The organism is Flavobacterium sp. LB2P53 (assembly GCF_003970305.1).
GTDB lineage: Bacteria > Bacteroidota > Bacteroidia > Flavobacteriales > Flavobacteriaceae > Flavobacterium.
This window is the reverse complement of the sequence record NZ_RYDG01000007.1, coordinates 98,490-119,979: the sequence shown is the minus strand read 5'-3', so window position 1 is coordinate 119,979 and position 21,490 is coordinate 98,490. Positions and strand designations below refer to the sequence as shown.

General features: G+C 34.7%; 21 protein-coding genes and 1 pseudogene. 6 read left to right on the top strand and 16 right to left on the bottom strand.

Annotated elements, in window-relative coordinates; translation table 11 throughout:
• Positions 1 to 127 precede the first annotated feature (127 nt).
• Positions 128 to 1,594 carry a Na+/H+ antiporter NhaC gene (gene nhaC, locus EKL95_RS10315; RefSeq protein WP_126556001.1) on the top strand — a complete coding sequence of 489 codons (1,467 nt, stop codon included), beginning with the start codon at positions 128 to 130 and terminating at the stop codon, positions 1,592 to 1,594.
• A gap of 94 nt (positions 1,595 to 1,688) precedes the next feature.
• A pseudogene (locus tag EKL95_RS15440) lies at positions 1,689 to 1,919 on the top strand (integrase core domain-containing protein); the annotation flags it as partial.
• 110 nt (positions 1,920 to 2,029) lie between these two features.
• On the opposite strand, the gene EKL95_RS10305 reads toward EKL95_RS15440, so the two are convergent.
• The 7 genes from EKL95_RS10305 to EKL95_RS10280 form a co-directional block, all read right to left on the bottom strand.
• Positions 2,030 to 3,814, bottom strand: a complete 1,785-nt coding sequence (locus EKL95_RS10305; protein WP_126460076.1) for a DUF885 domain-containing protein — start codon at positions 3,812 to 3,814, stop codon at positions 2,030 to 2,032.
• Positions 3,815 to 3,980: 166 nt separating this feature from the next.
• Positions 3,981 to 4,160 (bottom strand): hypothetical protein, encoded by a 180-nt coding sequence (locus EKL95_RS10300; protein WP_126460079.1) that lies wholly within the window; start codon positions 4,158 to 4,160, stop codon positions 3,981 to 3,983.
• A gap of 9 nt (positions 4,161 to 4,169) precedes the next feature.
• Positions 4,170 to 5,462 (bottom strand): type II toxin-antitoxin system HipA family toxin, encoded by a 1,293-nt coding sequence (locus EKL95_RS10295; RefSeq protein ID WP_126562206.1) that lies wholly within the window; start codon positions 5,460 to 5,462, stop codon positions 4,170 to 4,172.
• On the bottom strand, positions 5,462 to 5,809 hold the full coding sequence (locus tag EKL95_RS10290) for a helix-turn-helix domain-containing protein (protein WP_126556010.1): 348 nt from the start codon (positions 5,807 to 5,809) through the stop codon (positions 5,462 to 5,464). The genes EKL95_RS10295 and EKL95_RS10290 overlap by 1 nt, the downstream gene beginning before the upstream one ends.
• Before the next feature lie 266 nt (positions 5,810 to 6,075).
• Positions 6,076 to 6,957, bottom strand: a complete 882-nt coding sequence (locus EKL95_RS10285; RefSeq protein ID WP_233589413.1) for an IS3 family transposase — start codon at positions 6,955 to 6,957, stop codon at positions 6,076 to 6,078.
• Positions 6,954 to 7,253 (bottom strand): transposase, encoded by a 300-nt coding sequence (locus EKL95_RS15215; RefSeq protein ID WP_233589295.1) that lies wholly within the window; start codon positions 7,251 to 7,253, stop codon positions 6,954 to 6,956. Before EKL95_RS15215 ends, EKL95_RS10285 begins: the two co-directional genes overlap by 4 nt.
• 60 nt (positions 7,254 to 7,313) lie before the next feature.
• Positions 7,314 to 7,679, bottom strand: coding sequence for a hypothetical protein (locus tag EKL95_RS10280; RefSeq protein WP_126564186.1), 366 nt, complete (start codon positions 7,677 to 7,679; stop codon positions 7,314 to 7,316).
• Between the two features lie 1,224 nt (positions 7,680 to 8,903).
• On the opposite strand from EKL95_RS10280, the gene EKL95_RS10270 reads away from it, so the two are divergent.
• The 4 genes from EKL95_RS10270 to EKL95_RS15060 are packed head-to-tail and all read left to right on the top strand — an operon-like array spanning position 8,904 to position 10,543.
• Positions 8,904 to 9,659 carry a hypothetical protein gene (locus tag EKL95_RS10270; RefSeq protein ID WP_126515701.1) on the top strand — a complete coding sequence of 252 codons (756 nt, stop codon included), beginning with the start codon at positions 8,904 to 8,906 and terminating at the stop codon, positions 9,657 to 9,659.
• A gap of 1 nt (position 9,660) precedes the next feature.
• Complete coding sequence (locus EKL95_RS10265; protein WP_126564185.1) at positions 9,661 to 10,086, top strand: DUF5675 family protein; 426 nt, start codon at positions 9,661 to 9,663, stop codon at positions 10,084 to 10,086.
• A 15-nt stretch (positions 10,087 to 10,101) separates the two neighbouring features.
• The gene (locus tag EKL95_RS10260; protein WP_126564184.1) at positions 10,102 to 10,380 is read left to right on the top strand and encodes a hypothetical protein; all 279 of its coding nucleotides are present in this window, start codon (positions 10,102 to 10,104) and stop codon (positions 10,378 to 10,380) included.
• The gene (locus EKL95_RS15060; RefSeq protein ID WP_199736819.1) at positions 10,367 to 10,543 is read left to right on the top strand and encodes a hypothetical protein; all 177 of its coding nucleotides are present in this window, start codon (positions 10,367 to 10,369) and stop codon (positions 10,541 to 10,543) included. Before EKL95_RS10260 ends, EKL95_RS15060 begins: the two co-directional genes overlap by 14 nt.
• Before the next feature lie 198 nt (positions 10,544 to 10,741).
• Here the strand turns inward: EKL95_RS15060 and EKL95_RS10255 are convergent, their stop codons facing one another.
• From EKL95_RS10255 to EKL95_RS15310, 9 genes are all read right to left on the bottom strand, one after another.
• A complete protein-coding gene (locus EKL95_RS10255; protein WP_126564183.1) occupies positions 10,742 to 11,584 on the bottom strand; it encodes a macro domain-containing protein in 843 nt (280 codons plus the stop codon).
• A gap of 3 nt (positions 11,585 to 11,587) precedes the next feature.
• On the bottom strand, positions 11,588 to 12,154 hold the full coding sequence (locus EKL95_RS10250; RefSeq protein ID WP_126564182.1) for a TIR domain-containing protein: 567 nt from the start codon (positions 12,152 to 12,154) through the stop codon (positions 11,588 to 11,590).
• Between the two features lie 170 nt (positions 12,155 to 12,324).
• Positions 12,325 to 12,747, bottom strand: a complete 423-nt coding sequence (locus EKL95_RS10245) for a DUF6943 family protein (RefSeq protein WP_126564181.1) — start codon at positions 12,745 to 12,747, stop codon at positions 12,325 to 12,327.
• 705 nt (positions 12,748 to 13,452) lie between these two features.
• The gene (locus EKL95_RS15210; protein WP_233589412.1) at positions 13,453 to 13,956 is read right to left on the bottom strand and encodes a DUF4372 domain-containing protein; all 504 of its coding nucleotides are present in this window, start codon (positions 13,954 to 13,956) and stop codon (positions 13,453 to 13,455) included.
• 590 nt (positions 13,957 to 14,546) lie between these two features.
• Positions 14,547 to 15,761 carry an efflux RND transporter periplasmic adaptor subunit gene (locus EKL95_RS10235; RefSeq protein ID WP_126564180.1) on the bottom strand — a complete coding sequence of 405 codons (1,215 nt, stop codon included), beginning with the start codon at positions 15,759 to 15,761 and terminating at the stop codon, positions 14,547 to 14,549.
• A complete protein-coding gene (locus tag EKL95_RS10230; protein ID WP_126564179.1) occupies positions 15,758 to 17,011 on the bottom strand; it encodes an efflux RND transporter periplasmic adaptor subunit in 1,254 nt (417 codons plus the stop codon). The genes EKL95_RS10235 and EKL95_RS10230 overlap by 4 nt, the downstream gene beginning before the upstream one ends.
• 2 nt (positions 17,012 to 17,013) lie before the next feature.
• Positions 17,014 to 18,267, bottom strand: a complete 1,254-nt coding sequence (locus tag EKL95_RS10225) for a TolC family protein (RefSeq protein ID WP_126564178.1) — start codon at positions 18,265 to 18,267, stop codon at positions 17,014 to 17,016.
• Complete coding sequence (locus EKL95_RS15315) at positions 18,254 to 20,191, bottom strand: efflux RND transporter permease subunit (RefSeq protein WP_126564177.1); 1,938 nt, start codon at positions 20,189 to 20,191, stop codon at positions 18,254 to 18,256. The genes EKL95_RS10225 and EKL95_RS15315 overlap by 14 nt, the downstream gene beginning before the upstream one ends.
• Complete coding sequence (locus EKL95_RS15310) at positions 20,188 to 21,486, bottom strand: efflux RND transporter permease subunit (protein WP_126564176.1); 1,299 nt, start codon at positions 21,484 to 21,486, stop codon at positions 20,188 to 20,190. The genes EKL95_RS15315 and EKL95_RS15310 overlap by 4 nt, the downstream gene beginning before the upstream one ends.
• Between the last annotated feature and the right edge of the window lie 4 nt (positions 21,487 to 21,490).

Below are 21,490 nucleotides of genomic sequence, written 5' to 3'. Positions count from 1 at the left end.
TTAAATCCCGAATGGTTTAATTTGAAAGTTCTACTAATAAAATCTACAAAAAACCAAAACTGATAGAGCAGCCACTTTAGGATATAAGGCTTTTTTTTATCTATATTGCACATCCAAACACTATAGAATGGATATAAAAATCAACAAAAATAAAGAATTATCAATAGGACAAGCGTTGGTTCCTGTTCTAGCGCTCATCATGCTGCTAGGTTTTAATGTATTCGTTTACGGTGATGATGCTTTGAGCGGAAGCAATCAATTTGTACTCTTGCTGGGTGGAGCTGTTGCAGCAATTATAGGTTTTTTTAATAAGGTTACCTATCAAAAAATGATTGATGAAGTGGCCGAGAACATCAAATCAACCGTAGGCGCTATCCTGATCTTACTTATGGTTGGAGCATTAGCGGGAACTTGGTTGGTAAGTGGCATTATTCCTTCGATGATTTATTATGGGTTACAAATTTTGAGTCCAACGGTATTTTTGCCTGCGACATTGCTAATTTGTTCTATAATTTCTATTGCTACCGGAAGCTCCTGGACCACCAGTGCTACGGTAGGTATAGCATTAATTGGTGTTGGTGGCGCATTGGGTTTTGATTTAGGAATGGTTGCAGGGGCCGTTATTTCCGGAGCCTATTTCGGAGACAAATTATCGCCCATGTCAGACACAACAAACCTCGCCCCTGCTATGGCCGGAACCGATTTGTTTACGCACATCAGATATATGATGATAACAACAATTCCTACGTATATTATTACTCTAATTTTGTTTATTATTCTGGGTTTGACAGTGGATATTAAAGGAGATGTGGATATAAAAACACTGCTGAATGATATTGAAAGTTCTTTTACTGTTTCGGGATGGTTATTTATAGTTCCCGCTGTTGTTATTGGATTAATCATAAAAAAAACAGAACCGCTAATTGCTCTTTTAGCAGGAACTCTTCTGGCTGCTGTATTTGCAATTCTATTTCAACCTCACATCATCAATCAAATTTCTGGTGTCAACAACATGACTTTACAATCCGGTTACAGAGGAATAATGGATGCCATAACAACTAAAGTAAGCATTCCTACTACAAATGAAACCCTTGCGGATTTATTTACTTCTGGAGGAATGCAAAAAATGCTGGGAACTATATGGTTGATTCTTTGCGCAATGGTTTTTGGTGGCATTATGGATGCAATTGGCGCATTGGCAACAATTAGTAAAGCCCTCTTAAAATTAGCACACACCACTTTTGGTTTATTTGCGTCTACCGTAGGGAGCTGTTTGGCATTAAACATTACAGCTTCGGATCAATATTTAGCCATTGTAGTTCCGGGTAAAATGTTTGCGAAAGCCTATAAAAATAAAGGTTTAGCCCCTGAAAACTTAAGTAGAACATTAGAAGACGCCGGGACTGTAACCTCGGTATTAATTCCTTGGAATACCTGCGGAGCGTACCAATCAGGAACATTAGGTGTGCCAACATTAGACTATCTTCCTTTTGCCTTTTTTAATCTTTTAAGCCCTTTTATGACTTTATTATTTGCTGCTTTCAACATAAAAATAAGACAATTACAAAGTGATGCGAACAATACATCTATCTAAATAAAAGTTATCATGTAACCACTAATTCTCATCATCGATTTAGAAAACATCAAAACCTAATTCTAGATTTAGAAATAAATAAGAAAATGCTGTAGCTGAAAGAATAAATGGAATATTAAAGCAGGAATTTATGATTGACAAATACAATCTAGATTTAAAAGTTATGAAGCAAATTGTAAAAGAATCAATCAGCATATACAATGAATTAAGACCTCATTATTCTAATTTCATGCTGACTCCAAACAAAATGCATTTACAAAATCAAATTAAAATGAGGACATATAAAACAAAAAACACTTACAAAAACGTTTTTGCAAGTGTTTAATTAAATATTTTTATCTAATAATCTGTATCGGTTATTCAGGACAAGACAACTTAATAACTTCGTTAGGTTTTAAAAAAACTATTGTTTCCCAATTAATACTTATATTCTCCTTAGTTACTTTGTTCAGAAGCCCAATTATCCATATAAGTTTCAAACACATTTAAAGGCACGGAACCAACCTGCAAAATGGCATCGTGAAACTTTTTGATTTCAAACTTGCTGCCTAAGCTTTTGATGTATTTAGCTTTCAATTCCGAAATTTTCAATTCCCCTGTTTTATAGGAAAGCGCTTGTCCTGGCATTGCCATATATCTTTCTGTTTCTGAAACAGAAGCTTGCTGCTCTCTTCCCCCTTTTTCCATCATGTATTGGATTGACTCTTCTCTTGTCATTATTCCGGTATGCAATCCAACGTCTGTCACTAATCGTATCGCTCTAAATAATTCTGATTTGTAGGCAGCCAATTTTTGATAAGGATCGGTGTACAATCCTAGTTCATCACCCAATGATTCGGCATACAAAGCCCAGCCTTCAGAAAAAACGGAATAGCCAGCAAATTTTCTGATTTTAGGCATGGATTGATTCTCTTGCTGTAAGGACAATTGAAAATGGTGCCCCGGAATTGCTTCATGTATAAAAAGATTGTCCATCCCCAACTTATTGAATTTAGTAGCGTCAACGATTGGAACATTAAAATAACCGGGTCTGCTACCGTCCGTTGTGCCTCTTTCATAATTGGCTGCCGACGTCGCCGCTTTAAATTTTTCAATTGCCTTCACCTCGAAGGCTGTTTTAGGAACAATATTGAATAATTTTTTCAGCTTCGGCTCTATGATGGGCAGGATGGCTCTGTAACTTTCCAATATTTCTTCGTCAGTGGTGAAAGGAAAAAAGGAGGGATCAGTCAGGGCATGATTGAAAAATGCAGTTCGGTCTCCCTGAAAGCCAATTTTTATCTTGAGGTCATCGATCTCTTTAGTAATCTGTTCCACCTCTCGAAGTCCCGTTTGGTAAATTTCATCCGGTGTTTGATTGGTAGTGGTGTTTACTCCAACAAAATATTCATACATTGCTTTTCCATTGGGCAAATCATTGTAGCCCGATGTGGTTCTGGATTTTGGCAAATAAACATTTTTTAAATAATCGGCCAGTTTTCGGTAAGTAGGGATTATTTTAGTGTTGATTGCCTTTTGATAGGCCAATCGTATCGCTTTCTTTTCTTTTGCAGAAAAGGAGCTTGGCATATTCCGAACGGGTTCATAAAAGATATTTTTAAGTGTATCTGTCGCAATTTGAGCTTCCAGCTGCGGAATCATTTTAATCACCAAGGCTTTGGGAAGTACCATTTTCATTGCAACGCCTTTGTTAAAATTAGCTATCGCAGTATCGGCCCATATCGTAAAACCATCAATTCGTTTGAGCCAGTTTTCATAATCTTTCGCTGTTTTAAATGGTTGAGAACTTTTTCCTGAACCAAGAGAAGGTAATGAACTGGGATAGCCCCTAAACTGGCTAAAGGGAATGTATTCAAGATGGAATGTTTCTCTTTCCAGGGCTTGCTTTATTTGGAGACTTACGATGTCGAAAGAAATTTTATCAAAAGAATTCAGCTTGTTTCTATCAAACGATGCTAATTGTTTTTGATACACGATGGTAAAGTCGTGTTGTTTTTTTAGGTAGGGTTCAGCGATATCGTTCGGAAATAAATCGTTGTACCTGTTGTCGCCTCTTTGTGTAGCTGTCAATGGGTTTAATAGCAAGCCTTCTTCGTAATAATTATCTAGAAATTTGCTGAATTTAGCATTGCTTGAGTTTTTTTGTGCCATTACAATTGTGCCGGTGAAAACAAAAAGCAGGACTGCTATTTTTCTAAGAAGAGATTTTAATTTATTCATATTAAGGATTATTTAGAAAATGATTTAATACTACACGCTTGATTAGTCTTTCGATTAAATGGCTGCTATTAGGGTATTTATGTTAATTTTTTTTTTCAATATGCTAATTTATGTTTTATTTTTTTAACTATTGCAATTATTTAGTTTGTCCTCAAAGCGCTATTATTTACAATACCATTTCCAGTTTGTACTTTAACTCAAAATAGTTTTGATTTACTTCTATTACTTTTATACCGGCTTCTTCAATAGCGGTTAATTCTTCTTTTTTTGATCCATCTGCATCAAAATAGAAGAGTATATTTTTATCACATTCTGTAAGTGTTTGTATTACTTTGTCTGCAAACATGTTTTTTACTTATAAAATTAGATGTGATCTAGCAATACTCTCTTTCATTTTATTCTCCACATTTGCGGCTTCAGCGAATTCGTACCATCTTTTCACAGCCTGATCAATTTGCTGGATGATAGTATTCGCCTTTTTTATATTCATTGATTTTGCTACTGTCAGTAAATCTTCTCTGGTAATATAGGTTCTCTTTCCATTAATACTTAAGTTATGCTGACTTACCCAATCACTATCAGGGCGATAGGCAAAACAAATATCATAAGCAGGAGAAAGTTCCCAATCACCCTCTTTCTTTAGTCGAAATGCAAAGTTTTTTGTATGGTCATCACAATTGCGTGCTATTACATTAAACACCATCCTTCTGTATAACTGTTCCGCTTGTGGATACGGTAGTTTTAATAAACGCATGGTTTGAAACAACTGTTCGTAACTAAAACTCGTTATTTGGTTAAAGTCATAGTGTTGCATTGCGCATAACGTTTGTATGTGGTGTTTTTGATCGCCATTTTCTCTATCAAAACGTTTCGTCATGAAATGCGCTCTACCATTTTCTTCGTATAAACGGCATTCCATCATTTCAATTCCGGCTGCTCTTGCCATCAGATAATAAGCCATTTCAATTCTACCATAGCCAGTACTTGCACCAAACTGCACATCGCTTACCGTATCAAGTTTGATTAACCAATGTTCAAATCCTTTTGGGGCATTTGTTTGTCCGGATTTTACCTGTCCTGTTTTTTCGTTATAGGCAATAATGGCTTTTGGACGAGCACCACCAGCTGAGGTTCCAATTTTAAGGATGTTCATCATGGCTTCTTGCTCGTTTTGGTTTAGATTGGCTGTAAAACCTTCTCTTTTGTACAGCATTTTTTGAGAGATGGCTACCAAGCTATCCACTTCTATATCAAAAGCTCTTTTATTGACATTAAATTGGGAAGGTTCAAATTCAAGCGCACCCATACCACGGGTTCCTATAAAGCAAAGCATTTCAACAGGGTTCATACTGTTTTCCGGTCGACCATTTTGGGCCAGCCAACTGTTAATTAATTGGTTTCCATAATCATCTGGCAATACATCTGCCAGCAATCCAGGAAGTCCTTTAAATGTTTTAATTTCTTTTAATTCTGTGAAAGTAAAAATACGTCCACGAGCATTATTGGCAGGCATTTTTAATGGGGCTAAATCCCAGTTTTTCGCCAAGAATTTTGCCTCATATTCAAAACTAGCTACTCCCGTTTCTGTATTCCAAGCAACAGCTCCCACCGTTTCATTCCATATTTTAACAAATGCCGTTGTTATCATTACCAATCTGATTTTTTATTAGAATCATTGTCACTGTTTCTCGCTCGTTGTCTTTTTTGCTGATCTAGTTTAGCTAACTCTATAGGACTTATTTGTTCTTGTATCTTGAAAACCTCCATAATATAGAGAAGGTCTAATACTCTTAATACTTGTAGCAAGGTTGGGACTGTTATTGTTCCCCCTTTTTCTAGTAAGCTGAGTGTAGAACGGCTTATATTTGCGGCTCCGGCAACCTCTTCCTGCGTTTTGTTCTGCGATAAGCGATGGTGTTTAACAAAAGCACCGATGGTTTGTGCTAAAGCGTTATCGCTCATTGCTATCCAGTTTATGTATGATGTATCATTCATAAAGTAGTTATTTATGATTTAATGACTGATGTGTCATACAAATATAGCTAATTTTAACGAAAAACTCAATAAATAACTTTAAAAGACTATTTCATTAAGAATGTTTTGGTCTTCATCTTCATCTAAAATTTCCATCGGTACATATTCTTCACAAAAGGATTTAAATTTGTCTTCCGAATTTTTATCCCAGAAAATGATTCTTTCTTGATTTAAATGCCTAAAACTTTTTTACATACTGGATATGCAAATAAAACCCGCAGTATTAGTTAAGCAACATTTTTAAAATTATTTTTCTGTTTCCAGAATTCTTCTATTGTTTTGTAATCTAAGGCGGAATGCCTTCTTTTTCTGTTGTACCAGATTTCAATAAAATCAAATATATCGAGTTCCATTTGCTCTTTTGATATAAGTTTATTACCATAAATTTGTTCGGTTTTCAAAGTCTTAAAAAAGCTCTCAGCTACTGCATTATCCCAACAATTCCCTTTTCTACTCATACTCCTTGTAACCATTTTATAGGAATCAATCACATTAGTAAACTTCTTGCTGGCGTATTGAATGCCTCGGTCAGAATGAAATACCAATCCTTTTTCAATGCTTCGGTTTTTAATAGCCATTCTCCAAGCCGCCAAAGAAGTTTCCTCTACACTCATCCCGTTACTTAGACTCCAACCTATAATTTTTCTGTCATAGAGGTCTAAAACGGTTGTTAAATATAAAAACCCTTCTTTTACTCGAATATAAGTAATGTCCGATACCCAAACTTTTGAAGGTTCTGTAACCGAAAATTCCCTATTTAAAACATTGGGTACAATTAAATACTTATGCTTAGAATTTGTGGTAACCTTGAATTTCTTGCTTAATTTACTTCGTAAACCCAGTTGATTCATATATTTAGCAACTGTAATCCTTGATAATTTATTGCCTAAAGAAGCCAACTCGGCAGTCATTCTTGGACTTCCATATCTTTGTTTTGAATTAAAATAAATGGATGTTATTTTTTCTTTAACAAGCTCAACTCTTTGTTTTCTATCTGAAACAGACCGACTTTTCCATTGATAATAACTTCTTTGACCAACTTGCAATACTTTACACATCTTTTCAATCGGAAATATCTTTTCATTGTTTCTGATGAAAGCATAAATCATCGACCGTTTTTGGAAAAGATGCCAATTGCTTTTTTTAATATATCTCGCTCTAGTTCCGCATCTTTGAGTTTTCTTTCAAGCTCAGAAATTAGCTCCTGTTCTGGCGTTTGCTTTAAATTGCCATTACCTGGAAAACTTCCTTGTCCAAACTCTTCGTACTCTTTTCTCCATTTATACAATTGTGGAGCTGTAACTCCTAATTCTCTGGCCAGTTCTGAGATGTTATGTCTCTCATAACTCAATTGAACGGCTTTCTCTTTAAAAGCTCGGTCATAAATTTTACGCACTTGTTTCATATGTTAAAATTAAGGTTTTATTCTTAACTTTTTATGCAGGTAAAGTTAGCAAGTCCATACCTATTGTTCAGTAATTACAATGATTAGCACCCCTGATGTCCTCGTAATAATAGTGTATGCAAATTCAAATGCTTCTTTTTCAAATTCTAAAGGAATATATGTTGACCAAATCACACATTCTTTTTTCAACCCTTTCAAACTCAGAATGAAATCCGATTCTACCTTTATATTTTTTCGAGATAACAGATTCCTTAAGTTATAATCTCTTTCTAAAATACAGGTGTTTTTTAGATCAAAAATTTTGTAGTGCTCGATTATGCTTTCTATTTTAGGAATAAGTACTTCTTCGGATTCACCATATACTACAATAGGTCTTGCAACTGGAGGAGTACCTTTATATGGTACAATATTAGAAGAGCCTTTCATTTTGCCAGCTTCCGTGGACCATTTATCTGTTTCTACTCAATTCAATTCTTTAGCCATTTACAGTAATTCGAGTGTAGATAGGTACTAGACCGTTTACACTAGCTTTGGCTCTCTTTGCGTAAAAGAGAATAGATACTTTTATTTTCATTGCGGTAGCCTTTTAATTAGTATTCAATTTAGATTTCTAAAGGATATCAAACAAGATGTTCAAATAGTGAAAAGGTATTTGGACAAATGTTGAACTGGTAACTTTTGAGATAGGTGTCACTTAAAAAAATAGATTTTCAGTGACACCTCAAAAGACACCTAAGTTTTGAGATTTAATGAATAATTTGATTTACCGCAAATGAAAAAAACCCCCTAAATCATAAGATTTAGAGGGGTTTGCTTCGTTTTGTATTTCTACTGGCGGAGAAAGAGGGACTTTATAATCATTTGTAAAACGCCTATTTTCAATGCCTTGTGAATTGAATTATATTTGGGTAACCGAATTTACCCCCTATTAAGTCGTGATGAATTCTATTAATTTTTGCACTGTAAAAATACGGAATAACGTAGACATATCCAATAAAATTAGGGGTAAACATCATCAAAAAATGAACAGGTTACTGAACATGTAGTGTTTCATTTATTGATAGAGTAGCGTTTAAAAAATGAACGGATAACTTAAAAAATACTGTTAAGATTATGATCACCTAAAAAAGAATTTTTTATCCAATAATCAATGGTTCAACCTGTTCAATTTTTAGGCTCGTAAATTGGCAAAATTCTTCAATGGACACGAACTCATCCTCTAGTTTGTTTAACTTAATTCTCATTTTTTGAAGTAGTCTAATGCTTTGGCGATAACTCTTTCCTGTTATGCGTTGTATGTCCTTAGGGTAGATACATAGTCTCTTGTTTTTGGATCTCATACTCTATCTATAGCTTTGATTGGGCTTTGCCTAACTTGATACCTTTGTGGTTCAACTTCTGGCACTCCATAAAAATAGTAAATAATTCCTTTGGTTTAGAAGCGGAAATTTACTCCTGTCAATGGTGGTTGTGAATGGATATTTATGTCTATTTCTGCCATTTGTGTCACAAAGTGACATACGGAATAGGAACCTCTTTTTTATCTCACTTAATAGCTTAAAATTTGTTTAGAAATCAATCGAAAGATGTTGCAACAGGATAATGATTGAGGGAATTTGAAACAATTATTAATTTAAAATTTTAGAAATTATGGCAAGGCAAAAAGGCATAATTAAGTTGAAAGGTACTATCGGCGATATTACTTTTTACAAAACCAAAGATGGGCATTTAGCACGTGAAAAAGGCGGCATTGATGCAAGCAGAATTGCGAGCGATCCTGCGTTCCAGAGAACGCGCGAGAATGGAGCCGAATTTGGAAGAGCAGGAAAGGCAGGCAAAGTTTTGAGAACGGCAATGCGAACTTTGCTGATTAATTCTGCTGATAGCAGAATGGTAAGTCGATTGACTCAATCTATGATTAAAGTCATTCAGGCGGACATGGTAAGTGAGCGTGGATTGCGAAATGTAATTGATGGTGAGGCAGAATTACTTGCCGGTTTCGAATTCAACATTAGAGGAAAGCTGGGCACTGCTTTATTTGCTCCTTTTGTGGGTACTATTGATCGTGCTTCGGGTGATATTATGGTTGATTTGTTGCCGTTTGTTCCTGCGAACATGATTGCGGCTGCAAGTGGAACAACGCATTTCAAAATCATATCTGCAGGTGCGGAAATTGATTTTGAAGCAGAAACCTTTGTAGTTGCCACTTCAGAAACGGATATTCTACCTTGGGATTCGAATCAAACTGTTGCTATCAATCATGTCAATCCGGTTACTCCGGGCAGCACAAAACCATTGTTTTTGGCTTTAGGCCTTGAATTCTTTCAAGAGGTAAATGGTAGAATGTATCCTTTGAAAAATGGCTCTTTCAATCCATTGGCATTGGTTCAGGTAAGCGGGCTGTAAGATGGTTTTTGTGTTGAATAGAACGTATTTTCCCAAGGGAACGCAAGGGGTTTTAGAATGGAACGGCACAATAGTTTGTTATACCATCGAATTGCCCTGGTTGGGAAACCAAAAGCGTATTTCTTGTATTCCCGAAGGAGAATATGTTTTGCAGAAACGATTTAGCCCAAAATTCAAATGGCACTTGCATTTGATGAATGTTCCGGGAAGAGATTTGATATTAATCCATACCGCCAATGATGCTAAAACGGAATTATTGGGTTGTATCGCAACTGTAACACTGCACACAGGAATAGGGAAAGGAAGTTTTTCCCGAAAAGCGTTAGAAAAGTTAAAAGCGTTAGTTTATAAAGCTTTGGTCTATAATGAAGAAGTGAAAATAAAAATCCAATCTAATCCTTCGACTCCGCTCATGATGACAAGGTAAAAAAGTAAAGAAATTATGAATATAGTTCAACGTGCGAAAGCACCAACCCCAAAGTTTTTTAAGGTTTTGAGAAGTATTGGAATGGCTCTATTGGCTATCAGTGGTAGTATTATTGCAGCTCCGGTAGTTTTACCTGTAGCCGTTGTCAGTATTGCCGGTTACGCTGCCCTCGCAGGAGGAGTCATTTCAATAATCAGCCAAATCACGGTTGATGATACAGCGAACCGAGAGCAGGCCATTACCAATCGATTGAAAAAAGACAATCAAAATTTACCGCGAGATGGAATCAAATAACTCCTTGCAAATCGGAACCGCATCCGGAACTTTATTGAGTGTGATGCCAAATATTGTTTCTGAAGATATTCTAAAAACGATTATCTTAGCGGTAATTGGAGCTATTATTAGTTTCTTAATTTCTCTCCTTTTAAAAGGATTGACAAAATCTAAAAAGAAATAGTCTGGTTATGATTGGTAACCTTTTCCAGACTAACTAAGAAAGCCAAGTCGTGAGACCTGGCTTTCTTAGTTTAACTTTTTGCCGCTTTGTGAAGGCTGGGATTTTCAACACTAAACTTCATCAGAAGCACAAAGCTTTAATAAAGCACTTCACTGTCATAGAAGCACGAAACCCCCGGTATAAGCAGTGGCATTTAATCTACAAACCTAATTCTGTAGATTTGAAATTAAACAAATCTATCTTACCAATTTTATCTTTGTGTATAATAATTGACAGTTTAGCTGGATGTTTAAATTTCATTTCACTTAACCTAAATGTCCATAACATAATTTTCAATAAATCCTCGTCTCTAATATTTTTGTGTTCTTTAATTCTTGTTATTCCAGAACCAAAAATTGGAACAGATACTGATTTTTGGGCATACACACGGTTTACTCTATCCCAAAAATTTATTAAAAATTCTATGTATTCAGGCATAGTTAAAACAGCTTTATTATGACTGTCAAACTTTGAAAAGGCGGTTAATATAAAATTATTAAAAACGAAAATAGTGCTTAGTTTATATTTTAATGCTTTACCTCCTAACTTTCTATTTACATTTGCATCTTCAACGTCATCATTATCTGTTTTTTGAATAATAAAATCATCTAAATCTTGAACATTCGTAGTTAAATGATTATTAATATAAATCCCATTTAATGAACTACTAGCAATAATGTTTTCATCAACAATAGTATCAAAATATTCATTAAATGGTATTACTTTAAATCCATCTTCTGAAAACAAGTCTCCGCTCTTAATAATTACTGTACTACCATCAATATCAATTTTTACATTTGTTAAATAATTTGCTCTAATCCATATTGCAAAATACACAAATATTAAAAGTATAAAAATTATGTATCCAAAACACTTCAAGTAATCTTTGTAATCTTCAGGAAAAACATTGAATAGAAGTATGAAAGATAATATACCAGATATTACTGAGAAATAAACCCAAAATTTATTTCTAACACCTTTATTAAAAAAATTAACTTTCATAATTTAATGTTTGTAAAAAAAATCACCTGCTTTACCAGCAGAATCTACGCGTAATTCTGAATCACTTAATGCAACTTTTATTGTGTCTTTTTTTAAGGGAATATGAAGAACGGGAACTTTATGTTTTGAATCTCTAAAAACAGGCAATTTATTCCATAAATTCTTCACAGTATTATTGAGTCCTTTTTTGTCAATAGTTAATAATTCTTCTTTTGATTTTAAATCTGGATATATTACAATTACCGGTAGATTTAATGTGTTGATTGCATAATCTACTTCTTCTCTTAATGCTTTAGAGTTAGAAGTATAGTCGCTTAGAAAAAGAATTAAATTTTGAGAATTTCTTAAACGTTGACGAAGTCTTGGTTTTAGAGTTGTTTCCCAATCACTGTTATCTCGCACGTTAAAAGTTGTATTGTGAGCATTGTTAAAGGGAAATAAACTATCCAATCCTTTCCACGCTTTTAACATATTATAATAACAAAAATCTTTACTTGCGTGAGCGCCTAATGATGATTCATTAAAAGGTTCACTTACATAGAAAGCTGAATAATTGTAAATTTTACTCATTATTTATTTTGATTAAATTGGTTTATACGGTGTTTTTTGGCTTTTGCCGCTAACTTGCAGATTGGTCTAACAAAATCATCACAATTTACTCTTATTTGGGTGGCTTTATATGATGAACTACAGCTTTTATTATTTTCAAAGATACATAATATACTACAAGAATTGTTTTTTTATTTCTTGCAGTAGCGGTTTAAAATGGCTCTCCGCATTTCGTTGATAAGTGCAATATTCTGATGCAATTGATCCTCTTTTTGTTCCAACAACCTCAACGCCTGAATTTGTTTTTTATGCAGCTCGTGTTCCTGTAGCATTTCATTTACCTTTAAGTTAAAATCTTTTTTAAAATCGTCGATTCGTAAAAATGAAATTACGGATCCAATTAAAAATTGGTGCCAGAAATTGGATTTCCAAAGGCTATAAGCAAGCCAGTAGACCGTTTCGGCATCCTTTTCGTCTGGGAACATAATCACAAAACTGTTGGTAAAGGGTTCTTTTTGGGGCTTTCCACTATTCATTCCTTTGTTGAGGATAAAGATTTGGTTTCCCTTGTAGGTGGTGTCTTTTTGGTGAGTCTTGATGATGAAATTCGGCATGGCGTGTTGGTTTTAAAAATTCGACCTTAATTTTTTGAAAAGAAAAAAGAGAAAAAAAGAAAGCCATAAAAAGAGCAGAAATGACGAACGGGAACGGAGGAAGGCACGACCGACTGAAAGTGAGGAATGGATGCTAAATTTGCTGGATTTTTTTCTCTTTCTTTTCAAGAAAATTGCACTATGGTTGTTGTGTAGGATTTTAACACCCCCAAGCACCACAAGGAATGGAGCTATAATGAAGCGATAGCGGAATTATAGCGGAATGAATGAGGAGCGCAGTGGCGGGGTTGCGGCAATCGAACAGCTACGCTAGACCGAGAACGGAACGAAGTTTACATAGTGTAGAGAAGGGATAGCAGCGTGAAACGGCGGGAAAAAAATATAAGTCAGCCTTTGGCGTTCCTTGATTTAGGGCAAAGTGACGTTTTTCACGTAACGGAGCCAACCCCGATGGCTGTGCGAAAGAGCAACCGCTGAAAAAATAAAGGGCGACAGACATGATACTGCTGGAATGAAGTGCAACGTAGCTTGCGGAGTATAACGGAATGAAGCGGTATTGTGGATGTAATAGCCCTGCCGAACGCAGGAAGAGAACGTGTGGAGATGAGGAACGTAACAGTGCAAAAAAACAGCTGTCCCGCCTTTTCTTTTAGCGAGACTGCTGTTTTTTTAGTACTGTGAAGTGCCTGCGGAACGGAGGGAAACCTAACTATTGATACAGTGTACCGAAGATATAGTTACACAAAATGTTCTCATGAAAATGTAAGGTTTACTGACTGGAGCTGCCGAACGGAACAAAGAGAACGACCGAAGAGAGACCGCTTGATTGCTGATAAACTCAAAGGTTCTTTTATTTTCTCTGTCATAGTATTTTATTTTTCTTAATTTTAATTTGCTTTTCGCACTTCCTTTATCAACTTCAACTTCAATTATTTCATCCGATAAAGTGCTCTTTTTTGGAAGATGGCTAATTCTGACAGCTTCCTCTTTACCCGATAAACCGAGCATTCCGCCAGCAACTTCACGCAAAGAATTACACTTTTCTAAGCAGCAAAAAACCATACTAAACAAATGATCCTTGCATTTGAAATGCTTGACATACCTATCGGAATCATGCTTTTTAACAGCTTTCTGAATCATTGAATCATCTATTAAAGAAATCAACTGTCCGAATACAGATTTAGTCGAAAAATACTTATTTTTACCCATCGTTATTTAAATTTTGCAACTCAAAATTACGATGTTTTTAAGAAGCCATTAATTTGGCTTCTTTTTTATCGGACAACAATGATTATAAATCAATTTCATTTCGGAAGAATAGTCGGTCACCAAATACATATCACCTTCTAATTTAAAAAAAGGAATTTCAGATTTCCCTTTTGCCTTTATTCCTTTATTAACGACAACGCCATTAGCTAAGGCATCCTTTAGTACTGCATCGCTTTTTTCTTTTATCTTGTCTGCAATGGCAACAAAACCAATTACAATTCCATCTACATCAATATAATGCCAAGCGTGTTCAATAGTTGTTTTATAGCCCTTTTAGATAATATATCAATTACTGTTATTTTATCTGTACTGGGAGCAATTGGAATTTGCTTTTTGATCATCCATTTTCATCACTTTTAAAATTGTAAGTAGAATATGCTTTATTCGTACAAGTTTCAATTCGTTATTTATTTGCTATAGTTTTCCAACCGCTATCAATAATTTTTGCAAAGTATTCAGATAATATTTTTTTCTTTTTGAACACCATCGTAACAGTAATACTAGAGGTATGTGTCATTTCTTTCTAAACACTACATTTCCATTCCCGCCATAGGATCATTTCCTTTACGAAATTTGTATTCACTGTTTATGGCGTAGGCCCCGGTAACAACCACTTTTTTGGTTTGATCCATTTTCGATTTAATTTCAATCATCCCATTAATTTCTGCTCCTGTTTCCACCATTACGCTTTCAAATACTCCCGGTCTTTTTTCAATCCAGATGTAAGAAGCATTTTCTTCTCTTATGACCGCATCACTAGGTATAAATAGACCTTTTATATTGGATTGTGTCAATCTTGCAATTGCTTGCATTCCGGGTTTTAATAGCAAATTTTGATTAGGTATTTCCATTCGAATTAAAAGCAATCTGGTATCCGGATTTATTTCAGGATTGATGAAGGAGATTTTTGAAATGATGGATTTATCAGGAAAATCAGTAAATGAAACTGTGGCTTTTTGTCCAAGTTGCATGATTTTTGCATAATTTATATTTACCTGTGTTTCGAGCCAAAGACTATTTAAATTCGACAATTTAATTATACCAGCACCCTCCATTGCATAGCTGCCTTCTGTTGCTATTATCTCTGAGATAGTTCCACTGCTATTACTATAAAAAATAGTGTACGGAGAAATTTCTTTATTCGATTTTATAGTCTCAATTTGGGCATTGGATAAACCAAAGAATAATAGTTTTTGTTTGGCAGCAATAAGCATCGTACGTGCATTTTTTCCAAAATCACCCGGCATGGTAAGTTGTTTATATGCTGTGAAGTAATCTTGTTTAGCAATAGCAATATCTTCGCTGTACAATTGATATACTGGTTCGTTTTTAGCAACATAATCTCCCACTGTTTTGAAGTATAATTTTTCAATTCGCCCCATTGCTCTGGCAGAAATGGTATTAATTTTCTCTTGATTAATTGTTAAAACTCCTGTATAATTTTGCTCTAAACTGCTTTGAGTTGTTGCAATAGTTTGCATGGTGATGTTCCCCAATTGCAGCTGCTGTTTACTCAAGCTTATCTCATTTGCAGCTGTGTCGTCACTTTTTATAGGCGTTAAATCCATATGACAAATGGGACATTTTCCTGGTTTATCTTCCTTTACTTGAGGATCCATAGAACAAGTGTAAAAAATAATTTCTTTACTTTTATGTGCGCTATGGTCTTCTTTGTTCTTGGTATTGCAAGCTATAAATACAGTAAGTAGCAGTGATAGCGTGACTATTATTTTTATGTTTTTCATAATTTTTCAGTTTTAATAAAGCTTTCGCTATCAATTAAATAGTGTGCATTTTTAGCGAGGATATCTTCAACAGAAATTCCACTGATGATTTGAATAAAATCATCTATTTCAATTCCTGCTTTTACTACAGTTGCTTTAAAACCATTATTCATTTTTATAAAAACGATTTTCTTGCTGCCAATACTCACTAATGCTTGTTTTTGTAACCAAACAGCTTTCGTCGGATTTGTTTTTACAAAGCCTTGCAATCGCAGACCTATGGGAAATTTTAGTTTATTGTTGTTAAAGTATACCCTAATTCTATTGGTTTTATCTGCTGGATTAAATTGAGTTTCAATAAAATTTATTTGTGCATCGATGAATTCGTTTTTGTCTAATTCTGTCGTGATTTTGATAGATTGATTGGTTTTAATTAGACTATTGTATCCTTGGCTAACATTAAAGATACCCCATACTTTATTGGTATTTACTAATTTAAAAACGACTTCTCCTTTTTTTATGTAATTTCCTTCCTTTATGTTTAATATTTCTGTATTGTTACTTGCAGTTTGCATTGTCGAATTGCTTGTATTATCCATTTTTTCTGTTCCTTGAACAATTCCAGAAGCTGGACTGTAAATTGAAACTAGAGGATTTACTTTTTTGGAAGAAGACAATGTGTTTATTTGCTTATTTGTCATTCCATAAAGCAATAATTTTTTCTTTGAGGCTTTAATAATTGACGTATTATCGGAATCATTGGAAACTAAATAAATAAAATTTTGCTGTTCTGTCAATAATTCAGGGCTGTATAAATCAAATAATTTCTGTCCTTTAGTTACTTTTTGGTACTTGTAATTGACATACATTTTTTCTATTCTTCCACTGATTCGAGCAGCAATATTTACGGAGGAATTTGGATCATAGGCCACTATTCCGGGTAAGTTGATCTCACTGCTTAATGTAGTGTCTTTGGCTGTTGTAGTTTGATAATCCCCGACGATAAAATTATCAGTAGGTTTTAAAAAATTGTCAATAGAATTGTCTTCCTCAGCTTGACTTTCTGTTATTTTTTTCACCAAAGTCATTCCGCAAATAGGACAGTTTCCGGGTTTATCTCTAATGATTTGAGGGTGCATCGAACAAGTATAAATCTCGCTTTGATGTTCCAATTCCGAATGACTGTCTGATTTTATTGTAAAGAAATAGACAGCAAATCCTATACTAGAGATTACGATTAAAATTAAACTATATTTTAAATATTTATTCATAATTATTTGATTTCTAGTTGTTTTTCGATTTCTACTTGTGTGCTTAAAATATTTTGTAATTTATCCAGAAGATCAAGTTGGGCCATATTTAATGCTTCCCAAGCATCCAAGACTACAAACAAATCTCCCGTATTATTCTGCCAAGCTAATATTGCAGTATCATAGTTTCGTTTTAAGGCAGGAATGATATTTTTTTCAGCAATATCATATTGTTTTTTTAGGTTTATCAATTCGGTACTCATACCCGAAATCATTCCTGCTGCTTCATTCAAAATCATTTGCTTTTGCCAGTTAAGACCTTCATTCTTGATTTTAAAACTGTTGATATTGGCTTTATTCATTTTTGTTGACCAAGGCATTGGAATAGTAATCATCCCCATCAGAGAAAATTGTTTTGGCTGTTCTCCAAAGGCGAACATATGGTCGTATTTTACACCAAACTCTGGCAATAATTTTGATTTTTCAGTTTCAATTTTTAATTGATTTAATACCATTGTTTTTTCAATAGCTTTAACATCACTTCGGTTTTGGGAAAGTGAAATTGTATCTGCTTTTATGGCATCAAAATCATTTAATTTGTAAGCTTCATCTATTTCAAACGAAGTGTTTTTGTCTCTAGCCATCAATGTATTCAGCATAATTCGCTTCTGGGAAATATCGTTTTTTAACATTACAATCATACTTTCTAATGCACCGTATTGCGATTTTGCTTTGTAATAAGTTGGTAATTTATCCATATTATACTGATAGCGTATTTCCATACTTTTTATCATATATCCTAAGAGCAATAAATTATCATCCGCTATTTTTATTTTTTTATTTAAAACCAGCCATTGGTAATAATTTGTTTTTGCCAGTGCCTTTAATTGATTAATTGTGTACTCTTTATTTTCTTTTTCAACCGATGACATGGCGTTCATGTAATTGAAATCAGACTTAAGTTTTCTGGCATTCGGGATCATTTGTGTAACGCCCACCATGTAAGATCCCATGCCCGGAGACATTTCACTTGCTTTCCACATTTTGGTATTGTAAGGTGCCATAAAAAACCCAGTTTCCACTTGTGGTGCCATCCAACTTTTGGCACCTTTTGCAGCTGCATCCATACTTTGAATATCAGCATCATACATTTTTAGTTGTGGATTATTTGTTCTAATATTAGTCAAAACAGCATCCAACGAAAGTGTTTGTGCCACCATATTAGCAGTACTTAAAATCAAACAGCTTATTGCGATATAATAGTTATTCTTTAACATCTATAAGTTCTATTTTGCCTTTTGTTTTTAATTCTCGAAGTTTCACCATCTCAAAAACTATAGGGGTTACTAATAATACATAAATTGTTGAGGTAATTGTACCCCCAATGAGTGGAACCGTAATTGGCAGCATCACATCGGCACCGGTTCCTGTTGCCCAAAGAATAGGGATTAATCCAAATAAGGAAACAGAAACGGTCATCAATTTTGGTCGCAACCTTTTGGCAGAACCATCAATAATGTACTGTTTCAAAATTGCTTCTGTAATTGTTGCCGCACTGTTCCCGTGTTTTTCTACCATTTTATTCATTGCTTCATTTAAATAAATAGTCATTAACATAGCGGTTTCAATTGCCATTCCAAACAATGCTATAAAACCAACTGCGACTGCAACGGATAAATTTATTCCATAAAAATAGACCATAAAAATCCCCCCAATTAAAGCAAACGGTACGGTTATCATTGTAATCAGTGCTTCTTTCATGGAACGATAAGTGAAGTACAGAATAAGGAAAATAATGATTACAACTATAGGTAAAATCAGGCGTAATGTTTTATTGGCTCTGATTTGGTTTTCCCACTGTCCACTCCACTCCACATAATAACCTTTTGGCATTTTAGTGATCATTGCATTCAATTTTTCTTGTGCTTCTTTTACGGTACTTCCTAGATCACGATCTCGTACATTAAATAGTACACTGCCTCGTAGCATTGCGTTTTCGCTATTTATCATTGGAGGACCATCGCTTATTTTTACATCGGCAACGGCTTCCAATGGAATAGGACCAAACTCCATTGTTTGCACTTGAAGTTTTTTTAATGCCTCAATACTATTTCTGTATTCTTGAGCATATCTTGCATTTACCGAAAATCGTTGTCTTCCCTCAATGGTTGTGGTGAGTTTCATGCCGCCAATAGACGCTTCTACCACGTTGTTTATATCATCTATTGTAAGTCCGTATCTTCCGATAGCCTCTCTTTTTGCCTCGATATCGATGTACTTTCCGCCAGTAATCGGTTCCGCATATAAATCTTTTACGCCAGAAGTACCTTCAAGGGCTTTTTTTATTTTTTGAGATAAAACATTTATCGTGTCTAAACTTGCTCCGTAAATTTTTATTCCTACATCGGTTCTAATACCAGTAGCAAGCATATTAATCCTATTAATAATGGGCTGTGTAAAACCATTCGTTACTCCTGGAATTTGAAGTTTATTATTTATTTCATTAACAATATCTGCTTTCGTTTTGTCTTCTCTCCATTCGTGTTGCGGTTTTAGCAAAACAATCGTTTCAATCATACTTATTGGACTGTTGTCGGTTGCTGTATTAGCGCGTCCGGCTTTTCCCAAAACATGAGCCACTTCGGGTATTGATTTTATCAATTTGTCTTGCACTTGCAAAATTCTTTTTACCTCAGAATTGGATACATCTGGTAATGTTACAGGCATAAAAAGTACGGACCCTTCATCTAAAGGCGGCATAAATTCGGTTCCCAAACGGGTAAACATTAAAACGCCAATCAGGAGCGCAATTATATTAATACCTAATACTGTTTTCCTCCATTTTAAACAAAAAATCAAAATAGGTGTGTAAATGTTCTCCAGTTTTTTGTTAATTGGATTTTTGTTTTCTGGACGAAGTTTGCCTTTAAGCAGAAAACTAATTAGGACTGGAGTAAGAGTAATCGCTAAAAAAGCATCTACTATAAGTATGAACGATTTGGTCCAAGCCAACGGGCTGAATAATTTACCTTCCATACCCGTGAGAAGAAATACAGGTAAAAAGGAAGCAATCACAATGAGTGTTGAATAAAAGACCCCTGGGCCAACTAATTTTGAAGACTTTTCTATAAGTTGTAACTTTTCTTCAGAAGATAAGGGGTCGTGTTCTTTTTTGAATATATTTTTTATTTTATCTATCATTTTATTTCCGAATTATTTTGATTGCTGTCTATTTTCTCTTGCTCCTCCGAAATTGTCCTATAGGCATTCTCCACCATTACAATTCCGTCATCGACGACAACACCAATAGCTAATGCAATTCCAGTTAATGACATGATATTAGATGATATCCCAAAGGCTTCAAGCAAAATAAATCCAATAGCTACTGATATAGGCAATTGTATTAAGATAATTAAAGCACTTCGCCAATGAAAAAGAAAAAGTAGTATAACAATTGAAACAACAATCATTTCTTCAATTAAAGTTCCTTTCACCGATGCGATAGCTTTTTCAATCAATTCACTTCGGTCATAAGACGTTTTAAAAGAAACGCCTTCAGGCAATCCTTTTTCAACTTCTTTCATTTTTAATTTAACCGCTTTTATCACTTCATCTGCATTTTCACCATAACGCATGACTACAATTCCTCCCACAACCTCACCTGTTCCATTTTCGTCAAAAATTCCCAAGCGTAAATCGCCACCCATTTGTATCGAGCCAATGTCTTTTACTTTTACTGGAACAGAATTATAATTTTTAACAGCAATTTCTTCTACATCTTTTATGTTTTTTATGTAACCCAAACCTCTTACTATGTAAGACATGTTGCTCATCTCAAATTTTCGACCACCAACATCATTGTTATTTGCTTTCACTGCATTCATCACTTCCATAATATTCACATTGTAATATTGCATTTTCAGTGGATCTAACACTAATTGATACTGTTTTTCAAACCCACCAAATGATGCTACCTCAGCCACGCCGGGAACAGTTTGTAATGCAAATTTTACGTACCAATCTTGCAAGGCTCTTTGTTCTCCCAAGTCCATGCCGTTAGTCTCTAAATGATACCAAAAAATATGTCCTACTCCAGTTCCATCTGGTCCTAATGTAGGCACTACATTTTGAGGCAACAATCGTTGGGCATAATTTAATCTTTCCAGTACCCGAGTTCTTGCCCAATATATGTCTACATCATCTTCAAAGATGATATATACGAAACTCATCCCAAACATAGAGGAGGCACGAATATTTTTGATTTTTGGAATTCCTTGTAAATTGGAGACCAATGGATAAGTAACTTGATCCTCGATGACCTGAGGACTTCTTCCCATCCATTCGGTAAATACAATAACTTGATTCTCTGATAAATCAGGAATGGCATCAATAGGGTTTTGTTGCACGCTGTAAATACCCCAAGCGAGTAAGCAAGCTGAGACGAGTAAGACTACAAATCTGTTTTTTAGTGAAAATGAGATTAATTTTTCTACCATAATA